Origin of the sequence: Algoriphagus sp. AGSA1 (assembly GCF_021390545.1) — a bacterium.
Classification (GTDB): Bacteria; Bacteroidota; Bacteroidia; order Cytophagales; family Cyclobacteriaceae; genus Algoriphagus.
This window is the reverse complement of the sequence record NZ_JAJUWR010000015.1, coordinates 1-25,618: the sequence shown is the minus strand read 5'-3', so window position 1 is coordinate 25,618 and position 25,618 is coordinate 1. Positions and strand designations below refer to the sequence as shown.

The 25,618-nt window shown below is 41.8% G+C and carries 18 protein-coding genes and 1 tRNA gene; 15 read left to right on the top strand and 4 right to left on the bottom strand.

Going from position 1 to position 25,618, the window contains the following annotated elements:
* The first annotated feature begins 423 nt into the window (after window positions 1–423).
* The 8 genes from LZF95_RS13215 to lpxB all read left to right on the top strand — a co-directional run bounded on the left by LZF95_RS13215 (window position 424) and on the right by lpxB (window position 12,154).
* Entirely contained in the window at window positions 424–3,405 is a 2,982-nt protein-coding gene (locus LZF95_RS13215) for a SusC/RagA family TonB-linked outer membrane protein (RefSeq protein ID WP_233755552.1), read from the top strand.
* A 12-nt stretch (window positions 3,406–3,417) separates the two neighbouring features.
* Window positions 3,418–4,851: a RagB/SusD family nutrient uptake outer membrane protein gene (locus LZF95_RS13210; protein WP_233755551.1), complete on the top strand. Its 1,434-nt coding sequence runs from the start codon at window positions 3,418–3,420 to the stop codon at window positions 4,849–4,851.
* 12 nt (window positions 4,852–4,863) lie between these two features.
* On the top strand, window positions 4,864–5,715 hold the full coding sequence (locus LZF95_RS13205) for a DUF4843 domain-containing protein (protein ID WP_233755550.1): 852 nt from the start codon (window positions 4,864–4,866) through the stop codon (window positions 5,713–5,715).
* Between the two features lie 102 nt (window positions 5,716–5,817).
* On the top strand, window positions 5,818–9,276 hold the full coding sequence (locus LZF95_RS13200; protein WP_233755549.1) for a S8 family serine peptidase: 3,459 nt from the start codon (window positions 5,818–5,820) through the stop codon (window positions 9,274–9,276).
* Entirely contained in the window at window positions 9,276–9,974 is a 699-nt protein-coding gene (locus tag LZF95_RS13195; protein ID WP_233755548.1) for a hypothetical protein, read from the top strand. The genes LZF95_RS13200 and LZF95_RS13195 overlap by 1 nt, the downstream gene beginning before the upstream one ends.
* A gap of 116 nt (window positions 9,975–10,090) precedes the next feature.
* Window positions 10,091–10,510: a 6-carboxytetrahydropterin synthase gene (locus tag LZF95_RS13190; protein ID WP_233755547.1), complete on the top strand. Its 420-nt coding sequence runs from the start codon at window positions 10,091–10,093 to the stop codon at window positions 10,508–10,510.
* A gap of 65 nt (window positions 10,511–10,575) precedes the next feature.
* Complete coding sequence (locus LZF95_RS13185; protein WP_233755546.1) at window positions 10,576–10,962, top strand: four helix bundle protein; 387 nt, start codon at window positions 10,576–10,578, stop codon at window positions 10,960–10,962.
* Window positions 10,963–11,032: 70 nt separating this feature from the next.
* Window positions 11,033–12,154 (top strand): lipid-A-disaccharide synthase, encoded by a 1,122-nt coding sequence (lpxB, locus tag LZF95_RS13180; RefSeq protein ID WP_233755545.1) that lies wholly within the window; start codon window positions 11,033–11,035, stop codon window positions 12,152–12,154.
* A 31-nt stretch (window positions 12,155–12,185) separates the two neighbouring features.
* On the opposite strand, the gene clpX is transcribed toward lpxB, so the two are convergent.
* The 4 genes from clpX to LZF95_RS13160 all read right to left on the bottom strand — a co-directional run bounded on the left by clpX (window position 12,186) and on the right by LZF95_RS13160 (window position 15,661).
* A complete protein-coding gene (gene clpX, locus LZF95_RS13175) occupies window positions 12,186–13,412 on the bottom strand; it encodes an ATP-dependent Clp protease ATP-binding subunit ClpX (protein WP_233755544.1) in 1,227 nt (408 codons plus the stop codon).
* Window positions 13,412–14,086 carry a ClpP family protease gene (locus LZF95_RS13170; RefSeq protein ID WP_306422337.1) on the bottom strand — a complete coding sequence of 225 codons (675 nt, stop codon included), beginning with the start codon at window positions 14,084–14,086 and terminating at the stop codon, window positions 13,412–13,414. Before LZF95_RS13170 ends, clpX begins: the two co-directional genes overlap by 1 nt.
* A gap of 75 nt (window positions 14,087–14,161) precedes the next feature.
* Window positions 14,162–15,487, bottom strand: a complete 1,326-nt coding sequence (tig, locus tag LZF95_RS13165; protein ID WP_233755543.1) for a trigger factor — start codon at window positions 15,485–15,487, stop codon at window positions 14,162–14,164.
* A 92-nt stretch (window positions 15,488–15,579) separates the two neighbouring features.
* Window positions 15,580–15,661, bottom strand: a tRNA-Leu gene (locus LZF95_RS13160).
* A 156-nt stretch (window positions 15,662–15,817) separates the two neighbouring features.
* Between LZF95_RS13160 and LZF95_RS13155 the strand changes: the two genes are divergently transcribed.
* From LZF95_RS13155 to LZF95_RS13125, 7 genes are all read left to right on the top strand, one after another.
* Complete coding sequence (locus LZF95_RS13155; RefSeq protein WP_233755542.1) at window positions 15,818–18,034, top strand: bifunctional (p)ppGpp synthetase/guanosine-3',5'-bis(diphosphate) 3'-pyrophosphohydrolase; 2,217 nt, start codon at window positions 15,818–15,820, stop codon at window positions 18,032–18,034.
* Between the two features lie 54 nt (window positions 18,035–18,088).
* A complete protein-coding gene (locus LZF95_RS13150) occupies window positions 18,089–18,562 on the top strand; it encodes a Fur family transcriptional regulator (RefSeq protein WP_233755541.1) in 474 nt (157 codons plus the stop codon).
* A gap of 140 nt (window positions 18,563–18,702) precedes the next feature.
* On the top strand, window positions 18,703–19,044 hold the full coding sequence (locus LZF95_RS13145) for an STAS domain-containing protein (protein ID WP_233755540.1): 342 nt from the start codon (window positions 18,703–18,705) through the stop codon (window positions 19,042–19,044).
* Entirely contained in the window at window positions 19,022–20,158 is a 1,137-nt protein-coding gene (locus LZF95_RS13140) for a DUF4221 domain-containing protein (RefSeq protein WP_233755539.1), read from the top strand. The genes LZF95_RS13145 and LZF95_RS13140 overlap by 23 nt, the downstream gene beginning before the upstream one ends.
* 87 nt (window positions 20,159–20,245) lie before the next feature.
* On the top strand, window positions 20,246–21,517 hold the full coding sequence (locus LZF95_RS13135; protein WP_233755538.1) for an adenylosuccinate synthase: 1,272 nt from the start codon (window positions 20,246–20,248) through the stop codon (window positions 21,515–21,517).
* A 100-nt stretch (window positions 21,518–21,617) separates the two neighbouring features.
* Window positions 21,618–23,960 (top strand): PKD domain-containing protein, encoded by a 2,343-nt coding sequence (locus tag LZF95_RS13130; RefSeq protein WP_233755537.1) that lies wholly within the window; start codon window positions 21,618–21,620, stop codon window positions 23,958–23,960.
* Entirely contained in the window at window positions 23,957–24,979 is a 1,023-nt protein-coding gene (locus LZF95_RS13125) for a type IX secretion system membrane protein PorP/SprF (protein WP_306422335.1), read from the top strand. Before LZF95_RS13130 ends, LZF95_RS13125 begins: the two co-directional genes overlap by 4 nt.
* The last annotated feature ends 639 nt before the right edge of the window (window positions 24,980–25,618 follow it).

Here is a 25,618-nt window from a genome sequence, read left to right as displayed (position 1 = left end):
TAGTTTTAAAACTGCAAGGGTAGACGGCAGGGTTTGTTTCTATGGCGGAGCAGGGGATTGTTTTTTTTACCTGCCTTTTTGAACTATTAAATGCTAGAATATGGATTATTGTAACATAAAATTTCGTTTTGGTCAGTTTCTTTATGGTTTTGTTTTTTTTTCAAGGTAATTGATTGGTTGAAGCGTAAAAGATTGTTTTTTTTAAGACAAATTAACTTTTGTTAACAATTGATTAACGAAATTTAAATCTATGTATTTGCTCAACTGTATAAGAATGGACAATAATGTTTCGTTTTTGGCCGGTTTGATGAATTTTTCTACAGATTGTTTCTTTATTATTATAATTATTTCTCTAGCTCACTTTGGGAAATTATTGTCGAAAAGGATATAATTGATTCAATTTTAAACCTTAATAGAACAAATATGAGGAAAGTTTTACTTCTAGGACTCACACTGTTTTTAGCGGGAGCAGTTGCTTTTGCCCAAAGCCGTGTGATCACTGGTACGGTTACTTCTACGGAAGATAATCTAGGAGTACCAGGAGCGACAGTTCTGGTAAAGGGAACCACTATTGGAACAGCCACAGATATTGATGGCAAGTATTCAATCAGTGTCCCTGCCGGGAGCAATGTATTGGTCTTTAGCTTTGTTGGCTTAAGCCCACAGGAGATTACCATCGGTAACCGCACGACAATAGATGTAGCGATGGAGCCTGATGTTCAATCTCTTTCGGAATTTGTGGTCACATCTTATGGTGATCAATCGAGACGGGAAATTACCGGTGCCATTTCAGCAGTTAAAGGCGAAGTATTTCAGGATTTGCCTGTTCAGTCTTTTGACCGTGCCATGCAGGGCAGGATTGCTGGGGTGCAGGTGACCTCATCTACCGGGCAGCCGGGCGGGGCGCTTACCGTACGTATTCGTGGAGTAGGTTCTATCAATGCGGGTAATGATCCGTTGTACATCGTTGATGGTGTGCAGGTACAGGGTGGAGGTCTATCAGGGCAAGGCTCTCAAAATGCTTTAGCATCTATTAATCCGAATGATATAGAATCCATTGAGGTTCTTAAAGATGCAGCAGCAGCGGCGATCTATGGCGCTCAGGCTGCAAACGGGGTGGTTTTGATCAATACCAAAAGAGGTAAAAAAGGGAAGACCAACATCAGAGTGTCAGTTCAGGAAGGGATAGTGCAGCCATTGAATCTCTATGATGTGATGGATGCATCCCAATTAGCGGCGATCAAACGAGATGCTTATATCAATGCTGGTCTTAACCCTGCTAATGCTGCTGCCACCTATGGTAATCCAGAAGATCCGAATCTTGAGAGCTATGACTGGGTTGATGCACTTTACCGTGATGGTAGGTTAAGCGTGTATGACCTATCCGTGTCGGGAGGTGATGAAAAGACCACGTTTTTCCTTTCAGGTTCTTACACCAAACAGGAAGCTCAAATTATTAAATCTGACTATGAGCGAGCAACTGGACGTTTAAACCTTACCCACAGGCCAAACCAAAAATTCACTGTTTCTGCGGCCTTGTCATTGGCTTACCAAAACACCAATGGATCTATCGATAGAGGAAACTTCGTTAATGGGCCTTTCGTTGCCGGATATTCCGCTAGACCAAATGTTCCTATTTATAACGAGGATGGTACTTTTGCACCATATCCGTCCAATCACTTATTTGGATATAATATTGTGCAAGGTGTATCAGAAGAGTTAAGAAATGCTAAAACTGTGCAGACAGTTTCGAATTTGTCTCTCACCTATCAGTTTGCCCCATGGTTGAGTTGGACTTCTTATTTTGGTCTTGATTTCTCTGATAATGCAGATGTGAACAGCAGACCTTCTACCATTCCGGCGTTTTCTTCTTACGGTGGAGCTTCAGTGTTTACCTCACGGAGAAAAACAAACTTCAACACAAATCATAACTTCAATTTCAACAAGAAATTTAACGAAGTTCATTCGGTATCAGGGATCTTAGGTTTTGAATATAAAGTGGGGAATGATGATCTGCAGTCAGCTACAGGACGTGGATTCCCTAATCCTACGTTGATTTATCTTCAAAATGCTGCTACACCTTTTGCAGTGAACAGTTTCTATACAGAATTCAAAAGGGCAGGGTTCTTTGGTCAGGCCAAGTATGACTATGATGATAGATATACTGCGGATTTGACATTGAGAAGGGATGGGAACTCCCGTTTTGGAGAAGAATATAAATGGGGTACTTTCGGGGCATTTTCTGTTGGATGGAGACTTTCTTCAGAGGCCTTCTTGCAGGATGTGACCTGGTTGGATAACCTGAGAGTGAGAGGTTCTTATGGGGTTACCGGGAATTCTGATATAGAAAATTTTGCCTCGAGAACTCTAGTAGGTTCAAGCGGGCAGTACTTAGGAAATGGTGGTCTGACAATCAGTCAACTGGGGAATGACCTGTTGACATGGGAAGAAGCAGAAACTTTCAATATTGGTGTAGATGGTACTTTGTTCAATGGTAGAATAATTGCAACAGTTGATTTCTGGAGAAAAAATTCCAAATCTCTTCTCTTTGAAACACCTCTGCCGATTGATTCAGGATTTGGCATAATAACAAGAAATACTGGTGAACTGAGAAACCAAGGGATAGACATTGATTTGCAGACTACCAATGTGGTGGTTGGAAAATTCCAATGGAGCACAGCCTTCAATATCACTTTGTTACAAAATGAGCTTTTATCACTTTATGATGGGCTTGACAGGGTTGGCAATGATTTAATTGTAGGAAGACCCATAGATTTCTTTTATACTAACAAGTACCTAGGTGTTAATCCTGCAAATGGATTGGCTATGTATGATGATGGTACCGGTACTGGAAATTATACTTATTTGACAGGAGAATCTACTTTGGATTATAGAGGCAGTGCACTTCCTAGTAGTTATGGTGGTTTGGCCAATACTTTTTCCTATGGGCCTATTAGCCTGGAAATATTCTTTCAGGGACAATTCGGAAACCTTGCAACCAATTCAGATATTTATAATTTGGGCTTCTGGGGCTCTGGCCCGGATAACCAATTTGTAAGCCAGGCGGATTACTGGAAGCAACCTGGGGATGTCACTACAGTTGGGAAGCCTTATGAAGGTGGCCAGGCTCCGGGTACATCAAATATCAATACTTTCTCTACACGACTTCTGAGTGATGGGGGGTATGTAAGATTGAAACAGGTGACACTAAGATATACTCTTGGAAATGTGGCGGCCCAAAAAATAGGGATGAGCAGTGCGACTATCTTCTTGCAAGGAATGAACTTGGCGACATTTACCAACTACAACGGTATCGATCCCGAGGTGAACTCTGTAGGAAATACTACTTATGGTTCTTATCCTAATGGAAAGCAACTTACCGCTGGTATCAATCTTAACTTCTAATCAGGACTAGGAATGAAAAATATTATAAAAACACTTGTGCTAGGCAGTGCCCTTATTTTGGGTTCATGCGATAGCTTATTAGAGACAGAACCTAGGCAAAGCCTAACGCCTGAATCTGCCTTTACGGATGTAGAAAGTTTTGAATCCTTATTGATGTCTATTTATGGGCGAGTAAGAAGCTTTAATTATTACGGACAGACTATGATGATTGCGCCTGAAATTATGGCAGACAATTTAAGGATTATAGCAAACACAGGAAGGTATATAGGCCAAGAAGTCAATGCTGACAGAGCTCATATCAACCTTTGGACAACAGGGGTTTATACCGCGATTAATGAAACCAATATTCTTCTCACAGAAATCGAAGAGGTAGAGGGAGATGAAGCACTTCGCACTAAGTTGAAAGGAGAGGCTTATTTCCTTAGAGCATTGTTCTACTTTGATCTTGCAAGAGTGTATGGCTATGAGCCAGGCCAGGAAGTGAATGGGTGGAATTCTTCAGTTATTCTGCGGACTAACCCTACTTTAGGATTCTCTGATGCGGATTTTAGGGCAAGAAGTACAAATAGAGAGGTTTACGATCAGATTGAGTCAGACCTTACCAATGCTATTTCAAGCTTAGGGGGGCAGTCCATAGGTACAGCTGACAATTATCGGGCAACCAAAGGTGCCGCAGAGACTTTGTTGGCAAGAGTTTATCTCTATGAAGGCAAAAATTCTGAAGCGGCTGCTATGGCCAGTCAGGCGATGGCATCTATGGGATTGACAGCTAATGGTGATGGTTTGGTAGCAGCCAATGCATATGAAGAAGCTTTCAATACTTTTCCAAACCCAGAATCTGTATTCGAGATTGAGATCCGTTCAGTGGATTGGAGTTCAGTAGATGGAGTGAATAATTCCATGAGTTCATTGACTGCAAATGTATTTACTGGGGCACAATTTATCGTGACTGCTACTGATGAGCTACTGGATTCTTATGATGCCGGAGATGTAAGAAGAGATATGTGGGATGAGACCACCCGTAGTGGCGCTGATGGGGTAGTTTATGCATCTAAAAAATGGCTTGGATCCAAAGGGGATTTTCTTGAAAACTTACCGATTTTGCGAGCTTCTGAGCTATACCTGATCAGAGCTGAAGCCAGACAGAAAACCGGTGATAACGCCGGGGCACTTGCTGACCTGAATGCCTTGAGGAGCAAAAGAGGTGTAAGCGCATTGACGGGAATTACTGGCAATGACTTATTTCAAGCGATTCTCAACGAAAGAAGAATTGAGTTTGCACTGGAAGGACACCGATGGTTCGATTTAAAGCGAAATGGCCTAACCATCTCTAAATCTGGGACTATTGAACCTGTGCCTTACAGTGACTATCGTATTTTGGCTCCTTTGCCTCAGAATCAAATTATCTTGAATGATCTATTAGAAGATAATCCTGGTTACAACTAAAAATCAGATAAAATGAAATTGAATAAATTATATATATTCCTTGCAGTGATATTGTCTTCTATGACAATGACTGCTTGTTTTGACGATCAGGGAGCCGACACCATTTTTGATGGTGGGTTTGTTGAGTTTGAGGATGGTCGCTTGCCAAATGGGCGCACAGCATCATTTATCAGGCTTACTGAGGCCCAGGAGGATATTGTCACTCTGCAATTGAACCGTGTGTCAACTGTGAGTACCTCTCCTATTACTGTGAGTATAGAAGTAGATCCTGCATCTACTGCTGTGTCTGGAGTTCATTATACTCTGGCAACCCAGACAGTGACTATACCTGCTGGTGAGTTTGTGGCCACATTAGATGTCAAGGTTTTGACTGGAAACATAGATCCATCGGAAGCTCCAGACTTGATGTTACTCATTTCAAGTGCAGATGGGGCTGAAATTTCTTCTAATTATGGGGATCTCACAGTAGCGATCCGAACTATTTGTCCTTCTGATCTTGCCGGCACTTATACAGTTTTCTATGAGTACCTTCAAACAGGTGATGGTGAAGGAGGACCAAACCAAACTGCTACTAACTTCGTGATTGCAGCCGCAGATGAAGTGGAGTGGGAAGAGACTTCAGGTACTGCTACTTATTTGATTGATGATATTTCTTTTGGTATGTATCCTGGGTTATATGGCGACGCTGCTCCAAGTGGAAGGATCGGAGATTCATGTAATGAGCTTACTGGGGATTCTGCTAATGTAGATCAATATGGAGACCCTTTCACTATTTCCGGAGTAGTCAATGAAGATGGTACCATATCGCTTAGTTGGTCTAATACCTATGGTGATGGCGGGGATGTTATCTTGACAAAAAAATAGCCTCAAATTTTATTGGTTTATAAAAAGAGGGCAAAACGCCCTCTTTTTTTTAAACTTTAATTAATTTCATTGGGTTAATTTAGGTGGTATAGTTTGGGATTTATGAAGAAAATTTTATTCACATTCGTCTTGCTTGGACTGACTTCCAGTCTGCTGTTGGCGCAAAGTAAAGATACGGGCACTAAGGAGCTGGAAGCGGCGAGGGCAAGAATCAGTTCTTCATTTGAACAGGATTTTCAGCATCTTGTTCTGCCCAGAGCCTTAGTCATCCAAAAGGCTAAAGCCCTTAATATTCCTATAACACTAACTCTTCAGGATGGAGCTGTGGCCGAACTCAGGTATTTTGACGAAACCGATCAGCCGGTATATTACAAGACAATGAATGTGAATGCGGCAAACACTACTGGTACTGTAGCATTGCAGCCGAATGGATCACTAGGAGTCAACTTGACAGGCAAAGGGATGGTAGTAGGAGTCTATGATCAGACTAGGCCGAAGATAGATCATGTGGAGTATAACGGTAGGTTGACTCAGGTGGATGGATCTACTGAGACGATCTCCAATCACGCTACCCACGTTACAGGTACTATTTTAGCTTCTGGAGCTAGGGACAATGCCAAGGGTATGGCTTCGGAGGCTACAGGATGGGCATTCAACTGGGAAAGTGACTTGTCTAAAATGAATAACAATGCCTATGATCCGGTCACCAAACCTGGTGGGCATCTGGTATCCAACCATTCCTATGGAGTAGTGCTGGGTTGGTACCGTAACTCCAGTAATGTATGGACATGGGCAGGTAATCCCAGTATAGATCCTGATGAGGACTATAGATTCGGGTTTTACTCTTCCAAAAGCAAAGGACTGGATGATTTGATATTTTCTAAACCTTACTACACTGTGGTTTGGGCTGCCGGTAATGACCGTAGTGATAGCGGGGACGGTAGCAGGGATCCTGATGGCCCTGATGATACGATCGGACCGGAAGGTGTCGCTAAAAATGTTATTACGGTCGGGGCAGTGAGTAACGTTCCTGATTATACTGGGTCTTCTTCTGTGAATATGAGCAATTTTTCAAGTTGGGGGCCAACTGATGATGGGCGTATCAAACCTGATCTAGTGGGTATGGGTGTAAATGTGTTTAGCTCTGCAATCGCCGATGGTGGTGTGACGGATGCCTATGCTACTTTGAGCGGCACGTCCATGGCCGCCCCCAATGTGAGCGGCTCACTTTTATTGCTTCAGCAGCTCTACAGCCAGCGAAACTCAGGTAGGTTTATGTGGGCATCTACGCTGAAAGCTTTGGCTCTCAATACCACAAAAGAAGCTGGTCAACACAACGGACCTGATTATATATATGGTTGGGGCTTGCTTGATGCGGAAGCCGCTGGCAATATTATTTTAAGTGAAAATGGTACTTCTGAGATTATTAGAGAGCTAAATCTTACTAACGGAGAAACGTATGAGTTTGATTTTGTATCTGATGGGGTCACGCCTATACGGATAACTATAGCCTGGACGGATCCTTCAGGTACTCCTGTGAGCGCATCTCTTGACCCTCAAGATCTCATGTTGGTGAACGACCTGGATATGCGGATTACGGATGAGCAAGGTGTAAGTTATTTTCCTTGGACACTTGATCCCGCTTCCGGTCCTAATGCCAGGGCTGCCCAAGACAAAGATAACTTTAGGGATAATGTAGAGCAGATTCTGATTTCTTCTCCCAAATCACAAAAATATACAGTGCGAGTTACCCATAAGAAAGAACTTGTCAACTCATCACAGGATTTTTCGCTGGTGATGAAAGCAGGTACCCTTGATGGTGCTGAAGAGACACTTTATTGGATTGGGGGAGCCACTGGAAACTGGAATTCCGGAAGCAATTGGTCACTTTCTTCAGGAGGGGCACCAGCAAACAAGATTCCAACGGAAATTACAAGAGTAGTATTTGAAGGGGCGGATGCGGCGGTCAAAACGGTGGATTTCCCGGTAAATGCCAGTGCGTTTAGTGTGAATCTTTTCGGAAACCAACTTGTGAGTTTCGATTTGAATGGTAAGCAGTTGTTCACTTCCAATGGTTTCCGTGTAAGCAATCAATTTACCACTATAAAAAACGGAACCATTTTATTTTCCAATGAAGGGGCTAACAAGCAACTAGTGGAGTTAGGAGCCGCTGTATTGGAAAATTTGTCAATGAATTTTGCCCAAGGAAACTGGGAGATTATAGATGCCGACCAGTTGGATAAAATGGCCATAGATGCAGCAAATGTGTCGGTGACTCAAAGTAAGCTTGATTTAAACTCTCTTTCCATGACAGGAGCTGGATCGATTAGCGGAAAGATTGAGGAAATCTCATTTACTGAGACATTGGCAGTGGATCCCACGGCTACTTTGAAAGAAGGCATATCCATTAGGTTTGATGGATCTTTAGGGTCACTGAAAAATGAAGCAGGAGTCAACTTTGCCAGCCTCCAGGTAAATTCAGGTTCTTTAAGACTATTAAGCGACGGGATTAATTCGCTTGCTGTTAAGAATTCAGAAGTGATCATTGCCGTACCTTTGGTGGAAGTCTCTGATTTGGAAATTGGCCCTGCCACTACCTTGAATTTGGGAGCCACCGGCCAACTCACAGTAACGGATAATATTTTGGCTACCGCTACCTCTTCGGCTCCTTCACTTCTGAATGCAACTGCCAAGGGAGTATTGATCCATGATCAATACAAGAAATATTGCTTTGAAAATATCTCTGTTTCGAATTTGGATTTGCAAGGAGATGCTATTATCAACTTGGGAGTCTCTAGTACAGTTATCAATTCTTCAGGCTGGCTGCAGCAAGATTGCGCAGACGTGCTTTTTGCGAATTTCGCAGCCTCATTTACCTGTGTAGGTGCTGCGGTAAACTTTGAGAATTTAAGTGAGGGATCCATCTCCTCTTATGCCTGGGATTTTGGAGGACTAGGAACTTCTTCGCTGGAAAACCCATTCTTTGTGTTCGATGCTCCGGGCGATTATTTGGTCACGCTGAGAGTTTCCAACGATCAGGGGTTCACAGACTTTGATAATGTGATTACAGTAGCTGGAAATGAGTTGTTGAAGCCAGTCATCGTAATCAATGGAAGTGTGCTTACTTCCCAGCAGCCAGGCTCATCCTATCAATGGTATAAAAATGGAGCTCCCATATCAGAAGCTACTTCCAGAAGTTTTGAAGCACTAGAGGATGGCCTGTATCAGGTTGCTATATTCTCCGGTAGCTGTAATAGGATTTCTGACCCAGTGGTGATTTCAGCGATCCCTGATCAAGAGGTAGAGCTTGGGCGTTTAGGGATATTTATAGGCCCCAACCCAACGGAAGGTAGATTGAATATCTCTATCAGCAATGAATATATAGGGAACCTTGAATTTAAAGTAATCGATATGGCAGGTAGAGAATATTTAGTAGAAGAACTTTCTAAAAGCGAATTGGAAATGGAGGCCACTTTAGACTTAAATGGGCCAAGAGGTGTTTACATTCTTCAAATTCAGACAAACAACTTAAAATTGTACAAGAAGTTAATTAAACTATAATGAAAAGGTTATTGATAGCAGCCATTATGCTGGTTGCCCAGTTTGCGGTGGCACAAATCTCTAATGTCAATATGAATGGTGTTCCTGCGAGAATCACTAGTTATACTGGGATAGAAGGGTCTCCTTACCTATTCCAAGATTGGGCCAAGGCAGATATTGGGACCACTAATGCCGGCCTAAAAGAGGATGTGGCATATAGATTCAATGTGCATGACAATGAACTGGAAGTTATTAATGAGGCGGGCAACACCATTTACTTAGACAAAGATTATGTGGAATATGCTGTTTTACAGCGCCCTTCTATTTTGATGGCAACTGGTCAGGAAGGGGTTTTGCCAAATTTGCTCTTTAAAAAAGGTTTTGACATGGTCAAGGGAGTGGGGTCAAATGATTTGGTGAATGTGATCGCTGAAGGCAAGAAATATACCCTAGTCCGTAAGTATTATTCAGATTTAATCACCCCACCGGTGAACAGCTATGCGCCAAGCCCAGGAAAGATGTTTGTGTTTGAAGAAAATTTTTTCTTAATAGATTCCAATGAAAATGTCCAGTCAGTCAAAAATAAAACGAAAAGTGTGCTGAAAGCTTTACGTGAGGAAGATCAGGCAAGGGCTAAGGAGTTGATTAAGGAAAATAAGCTTGATCTGAGCAGGGAGGATCACCTTATGGTTTTCTTTCAGAAACTTAACGACACCTAAAACATATTCACCGACAAGCCCGACATAGTTCGGGCCTTTTTCATATCCTTAATCCCTTGGCAACTTTCGATAAATAGTTACTTTTTGGCTAACTTTGCCCCGAATTTCAGAATGCTATGATCTACGTTTGCCGAAAAGAACACTTTAATGCAGCTCACAAACTGTGGAACCCGAACTGGTCGGATGAGAAAAATGTGGAGGTATTTGGTCCCTGTGCCAATGTGAATTGGCATGGCCACAACTTTGAGTTGATCGTCATGGTAAAGGGGCTTCCTGATCCAGAAACTGGGTTTGTGGTGGATTTGAAAAAGCTCAGTACCATCGTTCGGGAGCTGGTAATTGATAAAGTGGACCATAAAAACCTCAATATAGATGTGGATTTTATGCAAGGAAAACTGGCGAGCTGTGAAAACCTTATCATGGAGTTTTGGAAAATCCTTCAGCCAGCTGTGAACGAGATAACCACTCGTGGTGGTCTGCACAAGCTTACGCTATATGAAACGCCACGCAATTTCGTGGAATATTACGGGGACTAGTTTTATTGGTAAGTCGTGAGTTGTAAGTAGTTGATGCTGTAGTTTCTACTAAATCCATGAATATAATGGCATACGTTAATTTTTACTATGAGCTTGATGTGTATAAGTTGTCGAGACAGTTGGCAAAGGATGTGTATTTGATTTCAAAGAACTTCCCTTTGGAGGAAAAGTATTCATTAACTGATCAAATTAGAAGGTCGTCAAGATCCGTTGGCGCGCAGATTGCTGAAAGTTGGGCCAGAAGGAGATATGTTAATCATTTTATTGCTAAGCTTACAGACTCAGATGCTGAGCAATATGAAACCCAAGATTGGATTGAAGTTGCTTTTGACTGCGAATTAGCCAGTGTTCAGGAAAGAGATTTGATAGTCAAGTCATGTGAGACCATTAATCAAAAGCTTAATGCCATGATGTCTAAAGATCCTTTGTTTTGTACAATAGCAAAAAAGTAACTTTGCGTTAGATTTATCTCTTAGGTACCCTAACATACCACTTACTGTTTACCACTTACAAATTCTAAATTTGACTTTCCCTGTTAAACTCTACATCATCTCCGGTGAGCGCTCTGGTGATCTCCATGCCTCCAACTTGGTGGCAGCGTTGAAAGCCCAAAGTCCATATATGAAAATTCGTGGGATGGGAGGGAGGTATTCCGCAGAAGCCGGAGTGGATTTGGCGGTTGATTATGCCGAAGTAGCGCTGATGGGTTTTTTGGAAGTGGCATTGGGGTTTCGTAAGGTTTTGAAGTATCTGAAACTAGTCAAGAAGGACATTCTTTCTTTCAAGCCAGATGCAGTGATACTGGTGGATTATGGTGGGTTTAATATGAAAATCGCTGCCTTTGCCAAAGAGAACAATATACCTGTTCACTATTACATCCCACCAAAAGTGTGGGCCTGGAATCAGAAGAGAGCTTTAAAACTAAAAGCTATTACCAATCAGATTTATAGTATTTTACCTTTTGAACCTAAGTTTTTTGAACAATACGAGATGGAGGTTCATTATGTCGGAAATCCACTTATAGATGAGATTTCTAAATTCAAGCCTCATGAATTCTTCTTTCAGAAAAATGAATTGAGCTACCAACCCATCATTGCCTTACTGCCGGGAAGCAGAAAGCAGGAAATCAATTCCATGCTTGATAAAATGGTTGCTTTGGTGAAGGAGTTTCCAAATGCACAGTTTGTAATCGCAGGTGTAAAGGATCTTGGTGAGGAGAGCTATCGGCGAGGTGTTGATGCCGGGATTCGGGTGGTTTATGATCAGACCTATGATTTGCTTTCCCATGCTGTTGCGGCAGTGGTTACTTCAGGTACCGCTACTTTGGAAACAGCTCTCTTTAGGGTGCCGCAGGTGGTGGTGTATCGGACAAGTGCCGTTTCATATGCGATTGCGAAGAAACTAATCCGTGTCCCTTTCATCTCCTTAGTGAATCTCATCGCTGACAAGGAAGTGGTAAAGGAACTGATCCAAGATGATTTTTCTGTCCCTAATCTCAAAGCTGAACTACAACAGATGTTAAGTGATCAGGTTTACAAAGGTCAGATGCTCCAAGGGTATGATTTGATCAGAGAGGAAGTCGGGGAATGTAGTGCTTCGGATAAAGCGGCAGGACTGATTTTGGAAAGCATAGACAAAAAATAAACCCTGCCTTAAATAAAAGCAGGGTTCGGATTTATGCCACTTGAAGCCGTTTGAATTTCGACTTATCAAACTTCTCCTGGGCGTATTTTTCGTCAATTACCAGTTCTTTGATCGAGTCGTCAGATGGAATATCATACATGGCATCAGTGATGATCGCCTCACATATTGATCTTAGCCCTCTTGCCCCCAAGTTGAATTCTACTGCTTTTTCTACAATGAAGTCCAGCCCGCTGTCTTCAAAAGTGACAGTAACACCTTCGTAATTCAACAGTTTCGCATATTGTTTAACCAAAGCATTCTTAGGTTCGGTTAGGATCCTTTTTAATGCATCCGCATGCAATGGGTCTAAATGGGTCAAGACAGGAAGCCTTCCGATCAATTCTGGAATCAGTCCAAAAGCCTTCAGATCCTGTGCGGTGACATATTGGAGCAGATTTTCCCGGTCTGCTACTGCATCAGCGGCAGCTTTGCTGAATCCCATAGGCTGGGTGTTCAATCTTTTACCGATGTGTCTTGCAATACCATCAAATGCCCCTCCGCAGATAAATAGTATGTTTTCAGTATTCACTGCTATCATCTTTTGATCTGGGTGTTTTCTGCCGCCCTGAGGTGGGACATTGACTACAGTGCCTTCTAGTAGCTTCAGCATCGCCTGCTGAACGCCTTCCCCACTCACATCCCGTGTGATGGAGGGGTTGTCTGATTTTCTGGCAATTTTATCCAACTCATCAATATAGACGATTCCGCGCTCGGCAGCTTCTACATTATAGTCGGCTGCCTGAAGTAATCGGGTCAAGATACTTTCCACATCCTCCCCTACATACCCAGCTTCAGTCAATACGGTCGCATCAGCTATGCAGAAGGGAACTTCAAGTGTTTTAGCGAGTGTTTTAGCGAGATACGTTTTGCCCGTGCCTGTATCACCTACCATGATGATGTTTGATTTTTCAATCTTCACATCATCATTCTCGTCTTTTTGGAAAAGCCGCTTGTAGTGGTTGTAAACTGCAACAGTCAAGACTTTCTTGGCGTCTTCCTGACCAATCACATATTGATCCAGATACTCAGTAAGTTCTTTTGGTTTTTTTAGCTTTATTTTTGGTTTTGCACTTCCGGGTTTCTTGGCTTTGTCTTCCTCGCCGAGAATCATGTGTGCCTGTTCGATGCAGAAATTACAAATGTGTGCAGAAATGCCTGACACCATTAGATCCACATCTTTCTTGTTTCTACCACAAAATGAGCAGGTAACTTGAGCCATTATTTTGGTTTTTTAACTAATACTTCATCGATAAGACCATAAGCTTTGGCTTCTTGGGCCCTAAGCCAATAATCCCGTTCGGAATCTTTCTCTATCTCTTCCGGCGTTTTGCCAGTATGCTGCGCTAAAATCCCATACAATTCCTCCCGCATAGATAGTATAAGCTTCAAGGAGATCTCCATATCTGTAGATTTTCCCTGCATCCCGCCGGATGGCTGGTGAATCATCACTCTGGAATGCTTCAATGCGGATCTTTTGCCAGCAGCTCCGCCAGCAAGCAGTACAGCTCCCATGGAAGCCGCTATGCCAGTGCAGATGGTAGCCACATCAGGGCTAATGAACTGCATCGTGTCATAAATACCTAGTCCGGCAGTGACTGATCCGCCCGGACTATTTACATAAAGCAACACGTCTTTCTTTGAATCTACAGATTCCAAGAAAAGAAGCTGTGCCACGATAATATTTGCAATATGATCATCTACCCCTGTTCCCAGGAAAATGATCCTGTCCATGATCAATCTGGAGAATACATCAATCTCTCTGAAATTCTGAGGTCGCTCTTCGATTACAGAGCGAGTCATGTTTTCAATATGCTGGGTGTACTGGTCAAACGCAGTGCCACTTACGCCCTGATTATGTATGGCGTATTTTCTGAATTCTTCTTTGTTAATCATCTTTCGAGTTTGTTGTGGTAAGCAAAAATAAAAAAAGCCCTTTACAAAGAGCTTTTTTATGATGATTTAAGCAAATTACTTATCTAAAAGTTCCTTAAACTCATCGATAGTAATATCCTTTTCTTTTACGCTGATTTTATCCAGGGCAAAAGCAAGCACCTTTTCATTTTGAATTGAAGTGAGCATGTTCATATAGTTCTGGCCTTCTTCACCTTTTAGGTAGTTGTCCACAAACATATCCATGCTGTCTTCCATCTGAGAACCAAGGCCAGAAGCAGCAAATTGCTCACGTACCATTTGCTTGGTTTTTTCGATCACTTCTTCATGCTCTGCTTTAATTTCGTTCTTAGTGGCGATTTCGTTGGAAATCAGAGACCAAGTCAACTGTCTGGCGTAAATCGGAAATTCCTTTTCTATATCCGCTTCTGTTACTTTGCCATCGTTGGCTATCAAAAGCCACTCTTTTAAGAAAGTCTCAGGAAGGTCTATTTTAGCCGCTCCTGTCAGTACCTTCTTCAATTCTTCCTCAGTAAATACCTTGGATTCTTTGTCGTAGTTGGCTTGAAGCGTCTCGCGTACTTTTGTGATAAATTCCTCTTCTGATGAAACCTGGTCTGGCCCGAAGATCTTGTCAAAGAATTCCTGGTTCATTTCAGCGGTTTCTGTCCTGTTGATGTTTTTCACAGTAAGAGTCAGTGCGCCTTCAATGCCCTTTGACTCTTCCTCACTTAGACCGAACGCCTCTTCCCACTGGCCTTTTTTCACTTCTTTTGCCTCGAATCCTATCTCAGCATCTTTACTTACGCCGATGAACTTGCCTGCAAGCTTCTTAGTGATTTTGGTCAAGTCAAGGGAAACAGTCTTTTCAAAGTCGCCTTCAGTAGTTTTTAAGTCTCCGTAGATACGGTCACCTTCTTCACTTACTTCTGGATTGGTGCTGTTTCCATACTGGGACTTAAGATTGTCCAAAGTCTCATTGACCAGTTTGTCATCTACTTTAATAGTGTATTTTGTCGCTTTGATCTTTGAATCAAGTGTAAGGTCAACCGACTCTACAAATCCGATTTTGTAATCAAATTCAAAATCTTTCTGGGTTTTCCAGTCAATAGAATCTTTTGGATCCTGAGGAAGTGGGTCACCTAGGATTTTATATGTTTGCTCCTTTAAGTAAGTGTTCAAGGACTCACTAAGTATGGAGTTGATTTCCTCTGCAAGCACAGAAGTGCCGTACATGCTCTTCACCATAGAAATAGGAGCCTTGCCAGGTCTGAATCCTTTGATGTTAGACTTTTTAGCAAAGTCCTTCAGTTTTGCGTCAACCTTAGGTTGGTAATCTGCTTCGTTTAATTTAATTTTAATAGAAGCTTCATTTGTTGAATGCTTGTCTTGTGTGATTTCCAAAGCTCAGAATTTAAGAATGAAGATTAACTAAAAACCCCCAATCCCTTCCCTGTAGCTAAAGACAGTTGAGTGATTGAGGGTTCGGTATTTTGTGCGGATAGAGGGACTCGAACCCCCATGCCTCGCGGCGCTAGATCCTAAGTCTAGTGCGTCTACCAATTTCGCCACATCCGCAATACGTACTTTTAGAATAGGAAACTTATTCCAAATCCAATTGTGGATGCAAATGTAGGTGGTAAAAAACAAAATGCAATAGCATGTGAAAAAAAATATTCAAGATTTAATGCAAGTATGGCGCTGAGCCCCATTTTTGTAGTAAATTCCTCCAGTATGATTGAAGTGGACATAGAAGAAGAAAGAAAAGAAATTCTCAAACGCTACCGAAGGCTTTTGAGACAGGCAAAGCCTATTTTAAAGGATGGGGATGCCAAGCTCATCAAGAGAGCATTTAATGTGTCACTCGATGCGCATAAGGATATGCGCCGCAAGTCCGGGGAACCTTATATTTATCATCCCCTGGAAGTGGCATTGGTTTGTGTAGAAGAGATCGGGCTTGGCACTACATCTATTGTGGCGGCTTTGCTCCATGATGTTGTTGAGGATACAGATTGGGAGCTTGAGGATATTGAGCGGGAGTTCGGCTTTAAGGTTATGACCATTATTGATGGGTTGACCAAAATTGCCGGGGTGTTTGAATATGGGAGCTCCCAGCAAGCCGAAAACTTCCGTAAAATGCTGCTGACGCTTTCGGATGACGTAAGGGTAATCCTGATCAAGCTTGCCGATCGACTCAATAATATGAGGACGCTTGCGAGCATGCCGAGGCACAAGCAACTTAAGATCGCGTCTGAGACCATGTATCTGTATGCACCATTGGCCCATAGATTGGGCTTGTATGCCATTAAGTCGGAACTGGAAGACCTGTATTTGAAATACACTGACGCGGCTACTTATAAGGATATAGTTTTCAAAATTAATGAATCCAAATCCTATAGAAATAAATTCATTCGTAGTTTCATCTTGCCGATAGAGGAGGAACTGAAGAGGACTGGCTTGGAATTCACCATAAAAGGAAGACCCAAGTCAGTTTTCTCCATATATAATAAGATGAAGAAACAAGGAATACCATTTGAGGAAGTTTATGATCTGTTCGCTATTCGTATAATTCTCAAAAGTGACCTCGAAAATGAAAAGGCTGACTGCTGGCAGGTGTATTCCATAGTCACAGATTTTTATAGGCCTAATCCAGACCGGCTTAGGGACTGGATAAGCACACCGCGCTCAAATGGTTATGAATCACTCCACACCACAGTGATGAGCGGGACGGGACAGTGGGTGGAAGTGCAGATCCGGACTGAGCGTATGGACGAAATAGCAGAACGGGGATATGCAGCCCATTGGAAATATAAGGATAAGGAAAACGCCAAGGGAAATTCAGGATTGGATGACTGGATCACCCAAGTTCGGGGCTTGCTTGAGTCCAATGACGGAAATGCAATTGAGTTTATGGATGATTTCCGGGGGAACTTGTTCCATGATGAGGTTTTTGTCTTTACGCCCAAGGGAGATTTGAAAGTTCTGCCATTTGGTTCTACCGCCCTGGATTTTGCGTTTGAAATCCATACAGAGGTAGGGGCAAAATGCATAGGGGCCAAAGTCAATCAGAGGCTAGTTCCTATTTCTCATAAGCTGAAAAACGGGGATCAGGTAGAGATTCTCACCTCCAATAAACAAAAGCCTACTGAGGATTGGCTTAATAATGTGGTGACTTCCAGGGCAAAGGCTAAAATCAAAGATGCGCTGAGAGAGGATAAAAAATCAGCTATTCTTGATGGCAGGGAAATCGTCCAGCGGAAGATGAAGCAGATGAAAATGGAGTTTAACTCGGAGTCGGTAGAAAAACTAAGGGCGTTTTTTGAGTTGAAAACTGCAAATGAATTTTATTTCCGGGTGGGTATTGGGGCAATAGACCCAACTTCGATCAAGTCTTTCAAGGATTTTAAAGCATCACAAAAGCTTCAAAATAAATCAACCCAGGAAAAAGTCAGGGATGAATCTTCTTTTACACAGGAAATAAAAAGTCTCAAAGGCCCTGATCATGACCAGCTGCTGATTGGCGAGGATATGGATGTGGTGGATTACATTTTGGCCAAATGCTGCAACCCTATTCCAGGAGACGATGTCTTTGGTTTTGTTACAGTGAATGAAGGAATAAAAATCCACAGAACCTCCTGTCCCAATGCGCTTGAATTACTATCCAATCATGGAAACAGAGTGATTAAAGCCAGGTGGACGAGCCAGAAAGAAATCGCATTCCTGGCTGGGCTGAGAATCATCGGAACTGACCGGGTCGGATTGATCAACGATGTGACTAAGGTGATTTCCAATGAACTGAAGGTGAATATGCGATCCATCACTGTGGACTCAGATGCGGGGATTTTTGAAGGGACGATTAAGCTTTATGTCCATAGTACAGAGCATCTGGACAAGTTGATCGAAAACCTGGTTCAGGTGGATGGGATTTTGAAGGTTTCAAGGTTTGATTGATACAATGAATCTTTTCTTACATACAAAAGTTATATTTGAAAAAATACCCAGCAAATGTCTTTGAATACAACTCATTTCGAAGAGGTAAAAAAAATATTTACAGCTTATCTCGAAACCAAAAAGCTCCGTAAAACTCCGGAGCGGTACGCTATCCTTGAAGAAATCTATACCCGAACCGGTCACTTTGATGTGGAGTCACTTTACATCAGTATGAAGAATAAAAATTACCGTGTCAGTAGGGCGACTGTTTACAATACCTTGGATTTATTGGAGGAATGCGACCTGGTGACCAAGCATCAATTTGGTAAAAATCTTGCGCAATTCGAAAAATCATATGGCTATAAACAGCATGATCACTTGATCTGTACAGATTGTAATAAAGTGTTGGAGTTTTGTGATCCCCGTATTCAGAATATCCAGAACACGGTAGGTGAGATCCTTAATTTCAAAGTGCTTCACCACTCTTTGCTATTGTATGGTAGTTGTACAAAAGAGAATTGTGATAACAGAAAGGAAGAAAATGTATAAAATCACCAGGAAAGGCTGGTGTGACCATTGGAAATCAATATAAACACATGAGAAAAGTTTCTCAGAAAGAGGAATGATTATTTAGGGCATTTCATCCTGATTTTCGGGGCTGAAATGACCGCTTAAAAAAACATACACAGATGAAATTGACATATAACACCACAAAGGATGACAAGGCTCATTACCTTTATATCCAAGGAGATCTGATAGGGGATGAAGTGGGACCAAAATTGGTGGAGGTAGTCTCCGATGCACTGGAAGAAGGAGCAAAAACTTTTGTGGTTGACCTTAGTGAAGTGAGGTATATCAGTTCCAGCGGGATTGGCCTTCTGATCACCATGCTTACCAAAATGAGGAATAAAGACGGGGAAGTTTACCTGACCGCACCGTCCGAGCATGTGAAGAAGTTGCTGATCATCACTAAGTTGAACAATATTTTTACGGTTTATGATTCTATAGATGAGTTTAAAAGGAAAATATAGCTCACTTATTTTTCTGGTGATTTCTTTGCCTTCCTGTTCTGAGAAGGAGAAATCAGAAAAAGACATTTTTTTGACTGTTTCAGAGCGTAAGGAATTCCATATAGGAGAAGGAGGATTGGTTCCTGAGAGGTTTGGTTCAGTTTTTTTGGATTCTTCTCGCAGAAAAGGAGTGATTTTTAACGAGATAGTCAACTCCCTAGACAGTGTCTTCTTATCCACTGACTCTGCTTGGGTAAAAGATGGGGAGTTTTTGGAAGCAGAAGGCCCCTATGGCGTCGGTACTGTCTTTTCTTTTTTTGTAAGCGAGAAACACATTATTTATCTAAATAGCCAAGAGTTGTTCAGACAGGATATAGATACTAAGCTTGTCACAAGAAAATACATGCATGAGTTTGGCGTGTTTGGAGATTTGGATTACCCTGCTATATCAGTGCCTGGTAAGCCGGAGTTTGTGGCTTTTAATAAGCAGACTAATACCGCTTATATAGTGTATGACTATGATAATCGGATTTCAGTGCTAGCATATAGCCCCGATGGGGATTCTATGGGTTTTGTTCCAATCCCTCTCGATTCAGCTAATTATTTTGACCTAAGATTTGAAGTGAAAACTGGCGGGCTCACGCTATTAGGTAATGATACACCCCAACTCACTATCGTAGATAATCAGTTAATTGTGTCCTATCCTTCATTTAGTAATGTTTTAGTTGTTGATTTAGAATCAAATAGACATCAGGTATATGTTTTTTCATCCGAGTCCTATCCTGATAAAAGGAATCCGCCTGAGCATTTTGGCGGAGAAAGTGTCGATGTAGACTCATTCGAGCTTTTACAGAAATGGCAAGAGGAAGTTCGATACGGAACGATGACCTTTGTGGAGGATTGGGATAATTTTGTAAGGCTGGTGAAAGGAGAGGGAGGCAAAGATTCTAACTATTTCCTAGAAGTTTTTGACGTGGATTTTCAAAAAGTTCAAGAGATCAATCTGACAGAACTTAACCCCGATTTATCGCTTTCTTACTTGAACACCAAGTATGGTTTGATGTTCAGAGCCGAAGAACAACCAGATGAAGATGTCATGTATTATTACTATGTCAATCTGACTGAAGCGAAATAATTACCATCTTTCTCTTGGTTTTCTATGGGCTTATCGCAAATTTCACGCTTCAAAAAGTCAAGTGTAACAGATAAGACCGCACATCAAATGAAGATGGATGTACTTCTAGGTCTCCAGTGGGGAGATGAAGGAAAAGGAAAAATAGTAGACGTATTAGCGCCTAAGTATGAAATTGTAGCCCGTTTTCAAGGTGGTCCAAATGCTGGACATACTTTAGAATTTGATGGAATAAAGCATGTTTTGCATCAGATTCCTTCAGGAATATTTCGCTCACAAATACTCAATATAATAGGCAATGGTGTCGTGCTCGACCCCATTGTACTGAAAAGAGAAATCGATGGATTAGGAAAGTTTTCTATTGACTACATGAAAAATCTGGTGATCTCTAAGAAAGCCACGATTATCATACCCACCCATAAATTGCTTGATGCCGCTTTGGAGAAATCCAAAGGGGACAAGAAAATCGGCTCTACGTTGAAGGGGATTGGCCCGACTTATCAGGACAAGATCGGAAGATCTGCACTGAGAGTAGGAGATATACTCAGTCCTGATTTCCAGGAAAAATACGAAACACTCGTTGCTAAGCATAAAACGACTCTTTCATTCTATAGCCATCCACTGGATGAATTGCCTGCGATGGAAGAGCAATTTTTTGCAGCAGTAGAGTTTTTCAGAACTCTGAATCTAATAGACAGCGAGTACGTGGTGAATGAAGCGTTGGATTCTAATAAAAAAATTCTGGCAGAAGGGGCTCAAGGTTCCCTTTTGGACGTGGATTTTGGCAGCTATCCATTTGTCACAAGCAGCAGCACGATGACAGCCGGTGCGTGCACTGGTCTTGGAGTAGCTCCCTCCAAAATCGGAGAGGTATTCGGGATTTTCAAAGCGTATTGCACCCGGGTTGGCAGCGGTCCTTTTCCTACAGAGTTATTCGATAAGGATGGTGAGGATATGAGAAAAGAAGGCAATGAATTTGGGAGTACTACAGGCCGACCTAGAAGATGCGGTTGGTTGGATCTGCCAGCTCTGCGATATTCGATTATGATCAATGGTGTGACCCAATTATTCATGATGAAAGGTGATGTTCTGAATATTTTCAAAGAAATAAAAGTTTGTACACATTATGAATTGCCAGATGGGGAGAAAATTGACAAACTGAGCTTTGAGATTACAGAGCAGGAAGTTACCCCTATTTATAAAACCATGAAAGGCTGGAATTGCTCCTTAGAGAATATTACTACCTATGAGGATTTCCCTGTAGAGTTAAAAGCCTACGTTGAATATTTAGAAGAGGAATTGAATGTTCCGATCAAATTGGTCTCAGTAGGGCCTGATCGTACCCAGACGATTATCCGTTGATTATAAATACACTAAGTTGAAGCCCTTGATTTTAATATCATGGGCTTTTTTTTATTTGTTAGTGTATAAAGTGTATTTTGGACATCCAAAATATTCCCAGTTGAATAAGTATATACGTCTAGCTCTTTTATTCATTTTTCTTTCATGCCCATTTTTTGTAAAAGGACAGGTGGGATTTCCATATTGTGAGTCCTTTTCTGAAGGTGATACCCGATCTACTACAGTTTTTGGGGGATCCGCAAAATTAGTGGATGGCGCATTGCGATTAACAGAAGCAGTTACAGATCAAAATGGCTACGTATATATAGATGTTCCATTTTCTTCTGTTTATGGGATTAAGGCTTCTTTTGAATATTTCATGTATGGGGGGACTGGTGCAGATGGACTTTCGGTGTTTCTATTTGATGCGGACACTCAGGATTTTCGCCCAGGGGGATTTGGGGGCTCTTTGGGTTATGCGCAGAAAGACAATAATCCAGGACTGACTGGGGCTTATTTAGGGTTAGGTTTCGATGCCTTTGGCAATTTTGGCAATTCTGGTGAAAACAAGCGTGGAGGGTTTCTGGGAGGAAGTACTTCGCTTTTTCCGAATAGTATTGTATTGAGAAGGGGAGGAAACGGACTTAACGGCTATGATTTTGTAAATGGTAGAATCACATATAATCCACCTCCAGGAAATGCAAACATTGCATTGGATGTGCAGTATCAGTTCCCCTTAAGCTCAGGGGGATTTGGCACAGGGAGAGTAGAGGATATAAACCAGCCCGGTTACCGGAAAGTATTGTTGGAACTTGAGCCTCATCCAAGTGGAGTGGGATATCTAGTTAAGCTGGAAATGGTAGTCACAACAATCCAGAATGAACCCAGGACTATCACCATTATTCCTGGCACAGCTTTCACCTATGAGGCGCCAAGAAATCTGAAAATTGGTTTTGCCGCTTCTACAGGTGGGGAGACAAACATCCATGAAATAAAAAATCTGCTTCTGGAAGTCTCCAATGAGGCAGGGTTAGTAAATCCACAAGGAGTTGATTTCTCAGATATAACTTCATGTGAAGGCCAGGAGAATCAATATTTAATCATAGATGAAGAAATAACCCTGCCCAATGAAAATAGCGAGATACGCTGTTTGCAGTTCTACGCTTCTCTGGAAGATATAGATGCAGAAACAGATGATATCTGCACCCAGGGGAAATGCCAGGAGGAAAACAGGGTTTTGGAAATCCCCCAAGGTACTTTTAAAGCAGGGACGAATGGGGGGGATTATACCTTTTTTCCAAACGAAGGGTTTACTGATCAAAGTGTCACGGTTTATTATACCATTACGGACACGTACGGGAAAAGCTCTGCGGGGAATGCTATTACGCTAAAAATCCAAGAATCCCCAGAACCGGTGGAGATTTATGTAGAGGGTAGTCCAGAGATTATTGAAGAAGTGAACTTATGTGGAGGGGAATCGGTAGTCTTGGCTTCCAAAGGAGGAGAACCGTATATTCGATATGAGTGGTATAGGGATGGAATATTGATTCAAGGAGCTTCAGCAGAAAAATACTTGGCGGATGTGGAAGGTGAATATCTCGTGAAAGCGTATAACCGCCAGAATTGTCCGGCTATTTCCAATTCCATTAGAATCAGCTTTCCGGAATTCCCGGAATTTGATTATGATTCGCCGGTTATAGGATGTACAGCAGATCAAGCTGTAGATATAACGTTACATATTGCAGGATATGATCCGCTCCTATATGATTACAAGCTTTCTGGTGAAGGCTTGATTTTTTTGGATGATGAAATGAAAGAGATCTTTACCCCAGGGTTATATGAACTTCAGATCAAACATGCAGGCCTGGATTGCTATTCCTCTCCTACTCCTTTGGAAATAGTCATTCTAGAGGAGGAATTTTTGGCTGATTTTGATTTTGAAATACAGGGAACAGGAGTGAAAGGTGAAGAAGATGGAGGTTTTTTTCCGGATGATATATTTCAGTTTATAGATAGTTCATCCGAAGATGCACAAAGTTGGAGTTGGGATTTTGGCGATGGTGTTACTTCCACAGAGAAAAATCCCACTCATGTGTATGGTGAAAAAGGTGATTTTGATGTAGTACTTACTATCTCTAATGAGTGGGGCTGCATCTCCACTATGGAGAAGAAAGTTTCAATTTTAAGAAGCTATAGGTTAATGTTCCCCACCGGATTCACTCCTTTAGATGAAAATAACAAGTATTTTATTCCTAAATCCAAAGGACTCATTTCAGGGCAACTGCTGATATTTAATTTATGGGGGGATCTGATTTTCGAGACAGATGATTTAAGTTCTCCTGGTTGGGATGGTACGTTGGAAGGCAGGCTGCTTGATGCAGGTATCTATGTCTATAGGTATAATGCTGTAGCTATTGATGGAGAGAAAGTGACTAAAGCGGGGAAGTTCAAATTGATCAGATGATGAAGAGTTACCTGTTTTTAGTCGTAATTCTTTTGTGTTCCCATAGAATACTTGGACAGGACATTCAGTATTCACAGTTCTATGCAAATCCATTTTATTTAAACCCTGCACTCGCAGGAAGTACAGGGCTGACTAGAGTTGGAGTTAATTTCCGAAATCAATGGCCGGCACTGGATCAGAGTTTCATTGCATATACGGCTTATGCTGATCATTTTTCAGAAAAGTACAATTCCGGTTTTGGCCTCGTGGTGTCAGGGGCAAAAGAGTCATTCACCCAAAGTACTACTTCAGAAATAGGATTGGTTTATAGCTATAGGTTACGAGTTGGTGAAAAACGTTTTCTTCATATGGGAGCCCAGGGAAGTTTTTTGTCTAGAGATGTGCTTTTTGATCAGATTATTTTAGGAACACAGCTGGATATTGATAAAGGAGTAATAGTGGGAGAGCCGGGAGAGGGGTTCACAGGTGACAGTAGGTTGCGAACCGGGGATTTAAATGCGGGGCTGTTATATTATGAGGATAAGTTTTGGTTTGGAGTTTCTGCTTTTCATCTCTTGGAGCCACAGATTAGTTATTTGGAGATAAATTCTAATCGACTTCCGATCAAATATTCGGTTCAGGGAGGCGTGAGATTCAACCTCGCTCCAGGGAATATCAATGATTATTTTAATAATACGGATCAAGAGCGTTCGCTTGCGCTTGCATTTAATTATAAAAAGCAGGGAGTATTTGACCAGCTAGACCTGGGAGCAGAGTTTTATTTCGAGCCGCTCATACTTGGCTTGTGGTATAGAGGACTCCCGACCAAGTATAATTTACCTAACAATGAATCTTTAATTGGATTAGTTGGAGTGGAATTGGATACTGGGTTGGAGTTTGGATACAGCTATGATTTCACTATTTCCAAATTAGGAGTTGGAGTATCTGGAGGAGCACATGAGATTTCCGTTAGGTACGTTTTTTCATCGCATGACCCACGTAAAAAGTATTATCCTCCGCTACCTACTTTCAGATATTGAGGTATGGTGTGATGATTTTGGAATATTATTTTCAAAATCATCACATCTTCAAAATTAGATGTTTGAAGATGTATTTTATTTGGGGTTAGGAAGGCTATTTCTTCTTTCTGAATTTTTCTCTTTTGTATTCAGATAGTTACAGGCTAGTGTCATTTTTTTTGAATATTACCCTTGCCAATAAATAAAAAAGGTGGATATTTGCACTCCCAAACGACGCAAACGGGGTCGTGGAAAAGGAGGGGAGCCTCCAGAGGGATATTGAAAAAAATTAATTTTGCCGCGGGGTTTGGAAGTCAGGGATGGCCGCTTACCTTTGCGCACCCATCGGAAGAGAAGGGGACAAAAGACGGGGAGGTTAGCCTCCCGGGAATTTTTAAAATTAATTTCGCGAGGGGTGTTGCGGATAAAGAAATAACGCTTACCTTTGCACTCCCTTCGGCAAGGAAGGGAAAAAAACGGAGCGGAGATCGGAAGATCGAGTTATCTGGCCAGCGTCACAAATGCGTGACACTAAGTTCTTTGAAGTGATGTAAGACGAAAAAAACAATAACCTGGGAACAGACAGGGAGACGTTTATGGGATTTGCCTCGTGCGGTCCCATGGACAGTGTATAATAATGATAATTTACAATGGAGAGTT

Coding starts and splice junctions, on each gene's coding strand:
- LZF95_RS13150 (WP_233755541.1), top strand. CDS start 18,089: ATGTCTTTGAATACAACTCATTTCGAAGAGGTAAAAAAAATATTTACA.
- clpX (WP_233755544.1), bottom strand. CDS start 13,412: ATGGCTCAAGTTACCTGCTCATTTTGTGGTAGAAACAAGAAAGATGTG.
- LZF95_RS13195 (WP_233755548.1), top strand. CDS start 9,276: ATGAAAAGGTTATTGATAGCAGCCATTATGCTGGTTGCCCAGTTTGCG.
- LZF95_RS13200 (WP_233755549.1), top strand. CDS start 5,818: ATGAAGAAAATTTTATTCACATTCGTCTTGCTTGGACTGACTTCCAGT.
- LZF95_RS13205 (WP_233755550.1), top strand. CDS start 4,864: ATGAAATTGAATAAATTATATATATTCCTTGCAGTGATATTGTCTTCT.
- LZF95_RS13140 (WP_233755539.1), top strand. CDS start 19,022: ATGAGTTTAAAAGGAAAATATAGCTCACTTATTTTTCTGGTGATTTCT.
- LZF95_RS13170 (WP_306422337.1), bottom strand. CDS start 14,086: ATGATTAACAAAGAAGAATTCAGAAAATACGCCATACATAATCAGGGC.
- LZF95_RS13215 (WP_233755552.1), top strand. CDS start 424: ATGAGGAAAGTTTTACTTCTAGGACTCACACTGTTTTTAGCGGGAGCA.
- LZF95_RS13135 (WP_233755538.1), top strand. CDS start 20,246: ATGAAGATGGATGTACTTCTAGGTCTCCAGTGGGGAGATGAAGGAAAA.
- LZF95_RS13145 (WP_233755540.1), top strand. CDS start 18,703: ATGAAATTGACATATAACACCACAAAGGATGACAAGGCTCATTACCTT.
- LZF95_RS13125 (WP_306422335.1), top strand. CDS start 23,957: ATGATGAAGAGTTACCTGTTTTTAGTCGTAATTCTTTTGTGTTCCCAT.
- LZF95_RS13185 (WP_233755546.1), top strand. CDS start 10,576: ATGGCATACGTTAATTTTTACTATGAGCTTGATGTGTATAAGTTGTCG.
- LZF95_RS13190 (WP_233755547.1), top strand. CDS start 10,091: ATGATCTACGTTTGCCGAAAAGAACACTTTAATGCAGCTCACAAACTG.
- LZF95_RS13210 (WP_233755551.1), top strand. CDS start 3,418: ATGAAAAATATTATAAAAACACTTGTGCTAGGCAGTGCCCTTATTTTG.
- LZF95_RS13155 (WP_233755542.1), top strand. CDS start 15,818: ATGATTGAAGTGGACATAGAAGAAGAAAGAAAAGAAATTCTCAAACGC.